Genomic DNA, 12130 nt, shown 5'->3' on the forward strand with positions numbered 1-12130 from the left:
CTTTGTTTTTAGCCTTGCAGGATGGGAATGCGGCCCTGATACACAGCACCACCGGAGATGCGCATGAAGTACTGGAGGTTCGGCAGCCGCTGAATAAGCGCCGTCGGAATGAGCGGCGCCTTCTCCAGTTGCAGCGACCGGGTGATGCCACCATTGAATTCACCAATGTGGCTTTCACTACCGCGACTCGTGGACCCTGAAATCTGGATGTTGCGGATGGCCGTCTCCCCGACCTTGTCCGAGAACCACTGCGCGGTGTCGCTGTCTTCCAAGCGTAAGATGATCTGGTTGTTCAGGTTGCCCAAAACCTGAAGCATCTTGGCGGCATTTCCGAGTCTGGCTTCCAGATCGGCCCGTGCCTGGAATGCGACGAAGGCCTTGAAGCCCGCGCCGCGCCCCTTGTTGAGGATCTGGATCACCTGTTCGTTGATCGCCTCGGCGATCTCGTCGATGATGAGCACGACCTCCGGCTTCGTTGTGTAGAAGTTGTAGATCGATCCGCACACGGCCGCGACGTCGGCCAGCACCATCGAGGCGATCGCCTTCTGCACGATATTGTTCGACAGCGAATCGAGCCCCATGTAGAGCACGGCCTTCTGCTTGATGATCTTGTCGATGTCCCAGATCTCGCGCTCGTCCTCGAAGTCATCGACCTTAGGCGCGAGCATGAGGCCCGTCTCGCCGGTGGCGAGCATCTGGAGCAACGGCAGCGCCGACGCGATGATGCGCATGTAGTGCTCGCGGTCGTGGACGTGCGTTGCAATCAGCCCGTCGATGGCTTCGTTGCCCCTGTCCTCGCGCGCAAAGCGCTCGTTGTAGAGCATCACCATCGCGTCGACCGGCGCCGTGCTGCCCTGCCGCCCCCCGATCTGCGTGATCGTCGTGGCGACCAGTTCCTCCCAGTTGGTCAGGCCGGCCTGCTGGAAGAAGCGTTCGAGACCGCGTTCGAGCAGCTGTGTGATGCCGGACTGCGCGTATTTCAGGATCGAGCGCAGCGTCGGCTTGTCGCCGACGTAGAGTTCACCCTTGACCGCACGATCGATAAAGAGGAATGCGAAATCCCGGAACGGCCCCTCCTCCATCAACTGGGCGATACGGCTCGGGATTTCAGACGGCTGGGACCAGTTCTCGATCGGATTGAGCCGGATTGACTGCGAAGGTTTGGCCTGGTTGAAGTACAGGAACTTGCGGCCCGCGCGCGCGCACTCGCGCTCGACACGCAGCTTCCACTCCTCGTCATTTTTCGGGTCGACGATGATCAGGACATCGCCGAGGTGAACGACCTGGGTGGAGACCACCTCATAGGTGCGGGTCTTGCCCGCGCCCGTGGTGCCGCCCACCAGCGTATGACCGCCCATCGCCTTGTAGTGAAACGGCACGAACCCCTTGTCGGGCTCCATGCCGTGAATCCACGACGCCCCCTGCGGCATGCGGTCCCGGATGCTGTCCTCGGGCGCGAAGAGCTGCTCGATCGCTTCCTCGATCTGACGGCCGCGGCGCGTCTTGCCCAGCCATTTCGGCAGACCGGGAATATCGGTGGTGGGCATGCGCAGGATGTCGTGCGCAATCTGGCAATGCTTCTGCGTCCACTCGAAACCCTCGCCGAGGAACATCGAGTTGTTCTCCTCGCGCATGCGTTTCTGGACCGTGAGCAGGCGCGGCACCGGGATCGTCGTGAGCCACTTCGTCGAGATGGCCATGCGAAAGCGCAGCGCTTTCCAGACCTGGCTGCCTCGCACGAGCAGCGCGGCCAGCGCCGCGAGCGCAAACGCCCAGCCATACGGCATGCCCGAGAATGGCAGGAAGCCCACGGCCACGAGCCACACAACGGCTGCGCGGAATTCATAGACCGGACGGAAGTGGTTGATGTAGCTTGATGCTGCGTTCATTCTGGGGGACGCTCCAGGATCAGCTCGCCCGCGCGCGGGGCGAGCACGATTTCGGCCTGCACGTTAGCCACGAGCAGGCCGCGGCGGCGCAGATGCTCGACGAGCGTGTCGCTCGCCACGCCGTAGCTGCCCACCAGGCGCTTGGGCAGCGCGAGGCCTTTCTCGCCCCAGGCGACCTTCGCCTTGCCGGCCGCGACATCCTCTTTCAGCGCGCGGAAGAACTCGCGGATCATGTTGGGCTGCCCCTCGAGCACCTGATCGATCGCCCCGTGCGGCTCGGGGCGCGGCACACGGGGCCTCACGGCCGCCGGATCGATCGCCACGGGCGCGGGCGGCTCGCCCGCGAACGGCAGACCGAGTTGCGGTTCGGGCGACGGGCGTGCAGCCGCCGGCGGCTGGGACTGGGACTGGGACTGCGCAGATGATCCGTTCGCGGCAGCTGTCGGCGCGGCACCCGCAGCGGGTGGCTCCTGCCGTGCCATCTCGTCGGCCACGACCTCGGCGAGCGAGGCGGGCGCATTGCCATCCGTCGGACCCGGCAACACTGGCGCGGCGCTATCGATCGGGCCAGACGCGCTCCCGGCAGGTGCCGGTACTGCCGCACTTTCGGGCGTTGCGGCCTGCGTCGATGCAGCTGGCTGCGGCGCAGCGCCCGAGGGTTCGGGAGCCGATGCCGGCGCGGGCGGCCGCACGATAACCGGCTCGACGGCCGCCGCGACATGCACCGCACTCGGCACCGGATACTGCACGGCCTCGTAGACGCCCTGCTGCGCCTTGCGATCGAAGTCGGCCGCCACGGCCACGGCCTGCCGCACCACCTTGTGCACGAGCGACTCGTTCGCCTGGGGCTGCTGAAGCGGATTGATCGCGCCAAAGAGCTGCGCGAGCACCTCGGCCTCGTAACCCGCGAGCAGGTCCTGCCCGATGAGCTGCTGCGCCAGCAGCGCCGTGCGCATGCGCTCGACCGGCAGTGGCGCCGCGCGGCGTTGCAGGGCATACGCGCCGCCCGCAAGCCACGCTCCGAGCGCACCGTGCGCCGCGGGGCTCCATTCGGTGCGATCGGCCTGCCGCAGCACGACGAAGTGCCGGTAGGGCTCATCAAGTGCAGAGCACACTGCCGCGAGAAATACCGCGTGGTTGTACTGCGGCTCGATCCCCCGGCGTTTCTCCGATGGCAGGTTCGTGCCGAACTTCTGCCCGCCCGACAGGCGCATGGCATAGAACGCTGTCTCCACCGTGCAGCGGAAGGCACCGCCGGGCTCGCGGTAGAGTGCGGGCGAGAACGGCAGGCTTGAGAACCACGCAGCGCAGCGCGCGAGTACATCGCCCCAACGATGGCGGTAGTCCACTTCGCGCGCCTCGTTGGCCGCCTGCCGGATCAGTGCGACTCGGCGCTCGTGCAGGCTGACCAGCGCGGCGGGGTCCATCGGCATATGCAGTGCATTGCCGCTCACAGCACGCCTCCGCTCGCCACCCTCGCGACCTTGCCGAACAACGCACCGGAGGCATTCGCCCCGCCGCCGAACATCCCCGCCATCTTCGGAATCTCGAAGGAGAGCAGGAAGATGAAGAGCGAGAGGTCGAGCACATAGGTCGCGCCCTGCGCGGTCGAGAGTCCGCTCGCGGTGGCCGCCGTGATCGCACTGGTTAGCGACCCGGTCACAAGCCGCGAGAGGATCGCGCTGATGACGCAGTACATGCCGGCGCTTACCATGTAGTCGAGCCACGTCTTGAAATACCCGCGTGTGTACGACGAGAAACCCAGCGCGATCGCAATCTGGCCCATCACGATGCCCACGGCGGCCTGGATCAGTCCGAGATTGTTCATGAAGGCAAACACAACGCTCGTGAGCACCAGCACGATGTACGCGAGCAGCAGCGGGACCAGCGCAACGGTCAGCGCGATGTACTCGTACCAGTGGGTGCCCTTGTAGGCGGTCATGACCGCCTCAAGGGCCGCGCCGCCCGCGGCCCCCATCGATGCCACCACGCCCTTTCCCGCACCGGACTGGATCATGTCCGCAAGTTTCTGGAACCAGTTGTAAAAGCCCGGCGCGAAGCTCTGGTAGCCGACATAGAGTGACGCGAAGATGCCGAGCATCGCCAGCTCCTCGAACACACTCACCCACGCGGAAACCGGATCGCGGGTCGCGCTGTACCGCACGAATGCCAGCACGAGCGTGATCACGCCCAGACCCGCCGCAAACTTGTCCGATTCGCCCTTGAGACTTTGACTCGCGGTCACCGCCGCCGAAATGACCGCCGAGAAGAGATCGGTGAACTTCGCCGCCGCCGCGCTGCTGCCGCTCGCGATCTCTCCGCTGTTGACCGTGGCGCCGAAGGTGTCGTCCCCTTTCGACGGAACGGTAATCGTCGATCCCGCCGTGGTCGGGGTCGGGGGGGTATCGTCCGCGCGCACCGCGCCGGCCACGATCCCGCCCAATACCATCAGCACCATCAGGCACACACGCACAAGTCGCGCTCGCATCAGTCGCATCACTGGCATCACGCCCCTCACTCCCTGGGCAGCGCGTCGAGCGCGGCGCGCTCGGCGTCCTGCTTCGCCGTGAAGCTCTGCGCCGCCGATGCGCGATCTTCCGCCGAGATGTTGTCTGCCGCCTGCTTCTGCGCGTCGGCCTGGGTCTTCGAGGCCATCATGTTGAGCAGGTCCGCGTTCTGGCTCGTCACGATATCGAGGTAATGTGTGGTCAGCTCGGCGGTGGCCTGCTGCGTGGGCGACAGCGAAAGCTGGCTCTGGAGATCCGCCCGACGCTGCGCAAGGTCCTGCGTGTGCTGCATGACGTCGTTGCCCATCTGGAAGAGATTCTTCGCCGTGCTGTCGTTCTGCTTGAGCAGCGCGTTCATGTCGGAGAGCCACTGCGTGGGCGACTTGCCCGAGGTCGAGATGAGGTTCTGCACGTGCGTGATGTACTCGCTGCCCTGCTTGAGGCTGCCGTAAAGGCTCGTGAGCGTCGTGGTGAGCGACCTGGCCTTGCTGATGTCGCCCGTAATCTCGTCGTAGGCGGCCTTCATCGCCACCGGATTCAGGTTTGTCGCCTGTAGCAGCTGGTTGGCCATCATCTGGTACTGGTAGACGATATTCGTGTCCTGGTAGATCTCGCCCTTGACGGCCTCCGCGGCCGTGATGGTGTTCTTGACGAAGTTCGTCGGGTCGAACACCGTGAAGGCAAGGGCGGACTGGCATGCGCCAATCGCGAGACCGGCAGCGAGCGCCGCGCGCAGCAGATGCTTTCTCATGAGGATGGCTCCTGGAAAAAAATCAGTCGGGCAGCGCGATCATTTCGCGCATGTAGTTGTCGCGCCAGTTCGCGTCGCCGGACTCGAAGTGCTTGTCGAGGATGTTCTGGGCACGGCCGTCTGCACGCAGCGCCGCGAGCGTTTCCTTGTCAAAGCTCACCTGGAGCATCCGCGTGTGCGTGGGCGTCACCCACAGGTAGTCGCGGTTGGGCACCGCGTCGGAAATCATCTGCACCTGCCCCTGCGTGAGGCCGAACACATCGCAGTAAAGCTTCGGATTCTTGTTGGCGTCCGGATTGGCGAGGTACACGATGTTGGGTATCTGTTCCTTGAGGATCTCGAAGTTCGGCACGCGCTCAAGCTGCTTGAGCGTCTGCGTGGCCATCGCGAGCGTCGCGTTCAGGCGCCGGATGGTGACGGCCCAGATTTCGAGGCGCGCATAGAAGCGCGGGTACAGGAAGAAGAAGCCGCATTCCTCGACCTCGATCACGGTGTAGCGCCGGCCGTCGAGCCATTGCGTGATGCGGTAGAACGCGTAGTCCATGAAGAGCGCGGCCGCTTCCGGGTGGTGCTGGAAGAGGTCGCCGCACTCGATCGACACGTCGTCGGACAACGAGAAGGCGTCCTCCACGTGATCGAAGAATTTCCCGTTCTTCTCGCCCTTCGTCCAGATACGCAAGCGCTCGCGCAGTTCGGCCGAAAGCAGCGTGGTCAGATACGACAGCGTCCAGAACTCCGGCCCGTACCCGGTCGCCAGCATCTGGACCTTCGTGAAAATCTCTCGCGCCTGCGTTGGCGAGCACTGGAAGCTGTCGTCCTCGATCGCCATCTGCACCCATGTTGAGACGTACTCGTAGTGGCGCGGATCGGCGAGCAGCGACAACGGGTTGACCGGGGTGGCGGCCTGGTAGCGCCCGGTCACGTCGATGAAATGGCCGCCGCCGAGCACCGTCGGCACGCGCGTCGAGCGCTCCTTGTCGAAACGCACGCGCCGCGCGCCGTGCCGCCCCGTCTGCGACAGCAGGAAGTTCAGCAGGATCGTCTTGCCGGAGCCGGTCGGGCCCACCACGAGCAGGTGGGAGCGCCCGCCCGGATGGTGCAGGCTCACACGCTGGAGCGTCTTGTGGCGCGTGGGCAGGATCGTGAGCGGGCCGGTCTCCTTGCCCGACTGCTGGGTGAGCCAGTCGTTCACGGTCGGCCCCTCCTCGACGCTGCGCAGCGGCGCGATATCGGACACGGCTGGCGTCTCCACGAACTGGAGACGCTTTTGCTGATCCCAGCGCCCCGGCAGCGTGCTCGCCCACGCGGCCGGCAGGTTGTCCTTTTCGAGCACGAGACCAAACCCGGCATTGCTCAGGCGGCCGACCACGTCCGTGGTCGCCTGGTCGCACTCTTCCATGGTGTCGCCGTACACGAGCACCGAGATGTTGGCGAAACCGTACTGCTGGCCGTCGGCGGTCAGGCGCGAAAGCGCATGGTCCGCCTCGTCGGCCAGCTTCTCGCGGCCCTTGTCGTTGCCTTGCTGCTCCTTCGTGAGATATTGCTTGATCAGCGCCCACGGATTGAAAGCGGCCGCCTTGTAGAACTTGCGGATCGACTTGATGTACTGCTCCGCGCGGCTCGTGCTGAGGAAGCGGAACATCACGCACACGTCAAGCTCCGCATCGACCGCGCACAGGACGTCGAGCGCGGCTTCCTGGAACCCGAGCCACTCCTTGACCGCGATCACCTTGGCAAAGCGCTTGCCGTGCGCCGACTCGAACATCAGGTGTTCGGCCCCGTACGTCACAAACGATTCGGTCAGATGCGTGTCGAGCATCGTGACCGGATAACGCACGCGCCGCGGCGGAACAGATGGATTGGCGCTCTGGTGCAGATGCGCAAGCGCGTCCTGTAGCTCCAGACGCTTCATGCGCAGACGCGAGACGCCGCCGCGAAACGCGTCGAGCACGCCCTCGAAGCGCCGGATGTCGGCCGTCAACTGGTCGATGTCGAAGGCGAACGCATTGCGCGTGAAGATCTGGTCGCGCACGGCCTCAAGGAGCGCGAGCGGCACCGGCTTGCCGCCCACCTTCGTGTGGTATGCGACCTTGTCGAAGAACCGGTTGATGCCGGTCTCGGGTGTGAAGGCGAGCGAGAGCGAATGCGAGTTGCGGAAGAACCGACCGCTCGACACCTGCGCGCGATTGATCGCATCCACCCGTTCGTCCAGTGGCGAGGCAAACTCGCCGCCGATGTCGGCCTTGATGCGCCGGTGCGAGAGCCGCCACCATGCACTCACCCGGTGGTCGAAATTCTTGCACGCGTTGTCGAGGTTGCTGCGCGCGGCCGAAATGTCGCCCGAATTCGGCGTGTCGGCGTCGATGCCCTCGAACGTGAAGCTCGTGAGCAGCGAGCCGTCCTTGTCGAGCACGAGCTGGGGCGTCACCATCGTCGCCCACGGCGCGATCTCGTGGACGGGCCGGCGCGCGAGCTTGTTCAGCCTGGGTTTCAGCATGACAGATCCTGATCGAATCCATAGGGCCGCTGAAATCGCGCCGACACCCGGTGCGCGGGCGTGGGTTCATGCACGTCCGGATACCGGTTGTAGACGAGCATCACGAGCCGCCACCACGGATCGCGCGAACTCATCCAGCGGAGAAAGAAGTGAATGGCCGCACCGAGCGCGATGAAGCAGGCGCAACTGACCGGGTCCATGCTGCACGCGTAGCACAGCAAGACGGTAACGAACCCGTTGCCCATCGCGAGCAGCCTGTCCGCCCCTCCGATCTGGCGCGGCAGCGACAGCGATCGGCTGACCTTGCTGCGCTCACGTGCAGACATAGCTGATCTTGAAGTGGTTCTTGAGCAGCGGTATCGCACAGGCGGCCAGACCGATGCCCATGAACACGCCCGAGAGGCACTTCACAAGCGTGCCCTCGGAGCTGGCCACGGCGATAAAGCCCAGGATCGCGACGATGAGGCCGATGCAGAAGAGCCACGGACCACTCACGTAGTTCGAGATCAGGCAGATGGCGTCAGTCGCCGGCCCGAGGTCGGAGAGGTCCGTCGAGGTCGCGGACGCCATGGGTGCGATCGCGCTGAGCGCAGCCGCGATCAGCGTCGTGCGCAACTCGCGACGGCCAAAGAGCTTCGAGCACGTCTGGCGTGCATGGCATGCGGCACGCCGGAAAAGGGAAGAAAGGTACTTCGTCATGAATGGTCCACTCCAGTGGTTTAGAAAACGCGTTTGAGCAGGTAATCCCCGTTGTCGGCACCCCGCACCTCGAGGATTTCGGAGACGTGGCGCAGCTCCCCCGTGCGCCGCATGTGCACCACGTAGTTGATGCAGCCCGCGATGTTTTCGCGCAGGTCAGCGATGTCCCAGCGCGTGCCCGAGGGCACGCCCAGCATCGCGAGACTCTCGACCCGACGCAGGCCACCGCGCGCCGTGCTGGAGTGCACGGAGCCCAACCCGCCGTCGTGGCCCGTGTTCAGTGCCTGGATGAAGTCGTAGGCCTCGCCGCCGCGCACCTCACCGACGATGATCCGGTCGGGCCGGAAACGCAGGCACAGCGCGACGAGCATCTGCGTGGTCACGCCCGTGTCGGCATTCGAGAGCAGGCGCAGACGGTTGGGCACCGAAAGCTTGAGCTCCATCGTGTCCTCGATGGTGATGACCCGGTCCGTATCCGGGATCTCGCCGCTGATGGCGTTGAGCAGCGTGGTCTTGCCCGACGAGGTGCCGCCCGCAACGAGGATGTTCTTGCGTGCGCGAACGATTTCTCGCAGCGCCAGGCGCAGTTCGTCGTCCTGGACGCCCGGCGGGAAAAAGCTGTGCTCGTCGTCCTGGCGGGCGTGCATGCTGGAGAAGGCGCCCATTCGCACGTAGTCGGCAAGATCCAAATTCTTGTCGCGGTGCTTGCGGATGCTCAACGCATCGCCGTCAATGGCGGTGGGCCGCATGACGGCTGCGATACGCAGGTTGCCGTGCCCCGCGTTCAGGATGCCTTGCGAGGTGCCTGCCGTTGCGGACTTCTCGACCGATGCGGCAAGCGAATAGATCGCGCCCGACAGCATCGACGGATTGAGTTCCAGTTCGACGCGCGCGAGTGCGCCGCGCCGCTCGATCCACACCTCGCGCGGGTTGTTCACCATGACTTCGGCGACGTCGGGGGCGTCGAGATACGCCTTCAACGGCGTGAGCGACGCGAAGAACATCTTCACCGCACTCTCTTCGAGACGGTTGAAGCGGAGAATGGGGTTGTCGGCGGGATCGGACATGCCTGTATTGTTCCGGTCACGCCACAGGCCCGGCGCAGCAAAAGCGCAGCGATATCCGGGGGCTTTCCGAGCGTGCGGCGGTCGCTGCGCGGCGCAGATGTGCCGCGCACAATTTCGCGGATGTCCGCGCGGGAAAATCCGGAAAGCTGCACTTTTTCATGAGCTTTCCGAAACCGCGCCGCCGCGCGCGGGCAAAAAAAAGCCCGGCTCAAATGAGCCGGGCGGGTGTCATGAAACGGGCGATCAGACAATCACCTCGACGGTTTCGCCAAACGGCGCCTGTCGTGCGCGGCGAAGCGGCGTCGTTGATGCCCAGAGGACCGGGTACGGCGGCGCGATGTCGGGGAAGCGTCCTTCCATATCGGTCAGGTAGACGAGGAATGCCGGGTGGATACCCTCTTCTTCGAGCCGGCGGAACGGATCGGAAAACGCCGTACCGCCACCGCCTTTCACCGGTGCAAGCTCAATCGGGTCTCCCCGCTCGAACACCTGCATCTGCGTCACGCGCGTATCGCAGTCCATCACGATCAGGCGTGCCGGGCGCACGGCTTCGGCCACGTTGATGACCTCGGCCGCAAACTGCGCCTGCGTCTCATCGAAAACCGAACCGCTGCTGTCGCGGACAAACACCGCGTCACCGACCGCCGGCGAATGAAGCGACGGCAGGTAGAACCCGAGATGGAGGTAGCGCCGGTTGGGCATCGCGAAGCTGTAGTCGTCGTGGGTGACCTGCTGCGCAAAGCGCAGCAGGACCGCCCGCCAGTCCACAGAAGGCCCGGCCGTGGTTTCCACCATCGACTCCATGGCGCCGGGAAGCCTGCCGCGCATCTTCGCCGCTTTCGCGGCCTGAAGCGTGGCGACCTTCCATTCCACTTCCTTCACGGATTTGTCCGGCCCCGGATAGGGGCGGACCTCGCCGCAGGATGGCGGCGCATCGGGTTGCGGAGCCGCTGACGGTGTGTTCGCGCCGTTCGCGGGTGCCTGCTGGCCACCCGGAGCTTGCGCGCCCGGTTTGCCGCCAGACTTCTCCTTTTCCTTCTGCTTCGCCTCCTGCGTGAGGACCGCGTAAATCTCCTCGGCCGACTTGCCATGAAAGCGCGCGTCGTCGAGGGAGCCCTTGGGCAGAACCATGCCCGCCTGCTTCACGATCGGGTTGATGGCGTAGTCGCAGGCCTCGTTCCATCGGTCAGTGTCGCGCGGGCCCTGCCGGAAGCAGTGACCGTTGGCGACGTGCAGGATCTCGTGCGCAAGCACACCGCGGCACTCCAGATCGCTCAGGGTGTCGAGATAGGCCGGGTTGTAACCCAGCGTCTGCCCGTCCACCCAGAACGTCCTGCATGCCGGATCCTCAAGGACATTCAGACGCAGCGCCAGCGCACCAAAGAACGGCTGGTCCAGCACGAGCGCCGAACGCTGTTTCGAGATACGGGGATCCATGCTCACCTCACGCCGCGATACGCAGTTGCAGCGCCTGGCCGGACCTGGGCGTCGCGCTCTGCGGCTTGCCGCCCATGAAGGCTTCCATCAGCTCCTCGATCTCGGTCGCCTTGGCAGCCACCTGGGAACGAAGCACTTCGGATTCCTTCAGGTCAACGCCGTTGTGCACGGCGAGGTGACGCCTGGCCTGTTCGAGGATGTGGTTAAGCTGCGGATCGTTGCTGAAATTCAGCTTCGGCAACAGCCTGCACAGCTCGCGCACATTGTCGGCCACGTCGATGCGCACGCCGCCCGCCGCGTACAGCCGGTTGGCCATCGCGGAGACGGCATCGTAGAGACGGCGAACGATGTCCTGGTTTGCGTGCTCGATCGAGCGCAGCACGTGCTGGTCGATCTCCGAGCGAAGGCTCGTGAGCACGTCGTCGGGCAGATCCACGCCGAACTGGCTGGCGTCCGGGAATGGCAACACCCCCATGCGCACGCCAAACTTCTCGCCAAGCTGCGCGAGCGTCGGATAGTCCGCCTCATTAAACAGGCCGTTCATCTCCTGACGGGCCTGTTCCTTGAGGTCCAGGTAGTCGGTGAGGAAGACCTGAACGGCGAGATCGAACTCGTCCTTCATTTTGCGCATCTGCGCCGAGAACTCCATGTAGATGTCGGTCGGCAGCAGACGCACGGAGAGCTGGTTGTACTCCAGCGTATGGTCGTAGAAGTAGCGCCGAATGCGGCCGCCGAGCGACACGACCTCCTTGAAGCTGAAGGCGTTCTCGGGCAGCAGACGCTTGTTGAAACGACCAATGCCCTTGGTGTCGTGGCGGCTCTCGACCTCCTCGGTGACCTTGAGATCGAAGCGCCGTGCGACCCACGACGAAATGGTGACCGAGCAAAGCATGACGCGCGATTGAATATCGGTGATGTTCATGGAGAGACTCCAGAAAAAGTATGAAATGGGATCAAGCGGGAAAGGAACAGCGACGCGCTCGCGTGCAGAACGCGGCCCGGAACAGCGGAGAATGGTGGTGAAGCGAGGTGCAGAAGCAGCCTTTAGACGTCGTGGTGACGCCGCACTAGCCGTCGTGCTTCCGCGAAAGGCCGCCCCTGGGTGACATCCAGCGGGGCAAGACGATGCAGATGGCGCAGCGCCGCTGCGCGATACCGGACCGAAAAGGCATCCTTCGCGCGGACGACGGCAAGCAATTGAGATTCGCTCAACTCATACGTCACGTACACGAGATGATGGAACTGGGCGCGACGCTCGTTGTAGAACACGGCGGTCTCCTGAG

At 64.5% G+C, this 12130-nt stretch carries 11 protein-coding genes; all 11 read right to left on the minus strand.

Going from position 1 to position 12130, the window contains the following annotated elements; all coding sequences use genetic code 11:
• Nucleotides 1–8: 8 nt before the first annotated feature.
• Nucleotides 9–1889 carry a conjugative transfer system coupling protein TraD gene (gene traD / locus C7402_RS08480; protein ID WP_116610253.1) on the minus strand — a complete coding sequence of 627 codons (1881 nt, stop codon included), beginning with the start codon at nucleotides 1887–1889 and terminating at the stop codon, nucleotides 9–11.
• Complete coding sequence (locus tag C7402_RS08485) at nucleotides 1886–3343, minus strand: TraI domain-containing protein (protein ID WP_341869232.1); 1458 nt, start codon at nucleotides 3341–3343, stop codon at nucleotides 1886–1888. The genes traD and C7402_RS08485 overlap by 4 nt, the downstream gene beginning before the upstream one ends.
• Entirely contained in the window at nucleotides 3340–4377 is a 1038-nt protein-coding gene (locus C7402_RS08490; protein ID WP_165841826.1) for a type IV secretion system protein, read from the minus strand. Before C7402_RS08490 ends, C7402_RS08485 begins: the two co-directional genes overlap by 4 nt.
• A gap of 26 nt (nucleotides 4378–4403) precedes the next feature.
• Complete coding sequence (locus tag C7402_RS08495) at nucleotides 4404–5147, minus strand: type VI secretion protein (RefSeq protein WP_116610256.1); 744 nt, start codon at nucleotides 5145–5147, stop codon at nucleotides 4404–4406.
• A gap of 22 nt (nucleotides 5148–5169) precedes the next feature.
• Nucleotides 5170–7644, minus strand: coding sequence for a VirB4 family type IV secretion system protein (locus C7402_RS08500; RefSeq protein WP_116610257.1), 2475 nt, complete (start codon nucleotides 7642–7644; stop codon nucleotides 5170–5172).
• On the minus strand, nucleotides 7638–7970 hold the full coding sequence (locus C7402_RS08505; RefSeq protein ID WP_116610258.1) for a VirB3 family type IV secretion system protein: 333 nt from the start codon (nucleotides 7968–7970) through the stop codon (nucleotides 7638–7640). Before C7402_RS08505 ends, C7402_RS08500 begins: the two co-directional genes overlap by 7 nt.
• Nucleotides 7957–8343 carry a conjugal transfer protein TrbC gene (locus tag C7402_RS08510; protein ID WP_116610259.1) on the minus strand — a complete coding sequence of 129 codons (387 nt, stop codon included), beginning with the start codon at nucleotides 8341–8343 and terminating at the stop codon, nucleotides 7957–7959. Before C7402_RS08510 ends, C7402_RS08505 begins: the two co-directional genes overlap by 14 nt.
• A 20-nt stretch (nucleotides 8344–8363) precedes the next feature.
• Nucleotides 8364–9410 (minus strand): TadA family conjugal transfer-associated ATPase, encoded by a 1047-nt coding sequence (locus tag C7402_RS08515; RefSeq protein ID WP_116610260.1) that lies wholly within the window; start codon nucleotides 9408–9410, stop codon nucleotides 8364–8366.
• Nucleotides 9411–9653: 243 nt separating this feature from the next.
• Entirely contained in the window at nucleotides 9654–10847 is a 1194-nt protein-coding gene (locus C7402_RS08520) for a vWA domain-containing protein (RefSeq protein ID WP_116610261.1), read from the minus strand.
• A gap of 7 nt (nucleotides 10848–10854) precedes the next feature.
• Nucleotides 10855–11769, minus strand: coding sequence for a hypothetical protein (locus tag C7402_RS08525; RefSeq protein WP_116610262.1), 915 nt, complete (start codon nucleotides 11767–11769; stop codon nucleotides 10855–10857).
• Between the two features lie 122 nt (nucleotides 11770–11891).
• On the minus strand, nucleotides 11892–12116 hold the full coding sequence (locus C7402_RS46215) for a hypothetical protein (protein WP_133254437.1): 225 nt from the start codon (nucleotides 12114–12116) through the stop codon (nucleotides 11892–11894).
• Between the last annotated feature and the right edge of the window lie 14 nt (nucleotides 12117–12130).

The organism is Paraburkholderia unamae, from assembly GCF_003096875.1.
GTDB classification, from domain to species: domain Bacteria; phylum Pseudomonadota; class Gammaproteobacteria; order Burkholderiales; family Burkholderiaceae; genus Paraburkholderia; species Paraburkholderia unamae.

Excerpts from the sequence above, each read along its gene's own strand:
- C7402_RS08525 (WP_116610262.1), bottom strand. The coding sequence starts at position 11,769 with ATGAACATCACCGATATTCAATCGCGCGTCATGCTTTGCTCGGTCACC.
- C7402_RS08510 (WP_116610259.1), bottom strand. The coding sequence starts at position 8,343 with ATGACGAAGTACCTTTCTTCCCTTTTCCGGCGTGCCGCATGCCATGCA.
- C7402_RS08490 (WP_165841826.1), bottom strand. The coding sequence starts at position 4,377 with ATGCGAGCGCGACTTGTGCGTGTGTGCCTGATGGTGCTGATGGTATTG.
- traD (WP_116610253.1), bottom strand. The coding sequence starts at position 1,889 with ATGAACGCAGCATCAAGCTACATCAACCACTTCCGTCCGGTCTATGAA.
- C7402_RS08505 (WP_116610258.1), bottom strand. The coding sequence starts at position 7,970 with ATGTCTGCACGTGAGCGCAGCAAGGTCAGCCGATCGCTGTCGCTGCCG.
- C7402_RS08495 (WP_116610256.1), bottom strand. The coding sequence starts at position 5,147 with ATGAGAAAGCATCTGCTGCGCGCGGCGCTCGCTGCCGGTCTCGCGATT.
- C7402_RS08520 (WP_116610261.1), bottom strand. The coding sequence starts at position 10,847 with ATGGATCCCCGTATCTCGAAACAGCGTTCGGCGCTCGTGCTGGACCAG.
- C7402_RS08500 (WP_116610257.1), bottom strand. The coding sequence starts at position 7,644 with ATGCTGAAACCCAGGCTGAACAAGCTCGCGCGCCGGCCCGTCCACGAG.
- C7402_RS08515 (WP_116610260.1), bottom strand. The coding sequence starts at position 9,410 with ATGTCCGATCCCGCCGACAACCCCATTCTCCGCTTCAACCGTCTCGAA.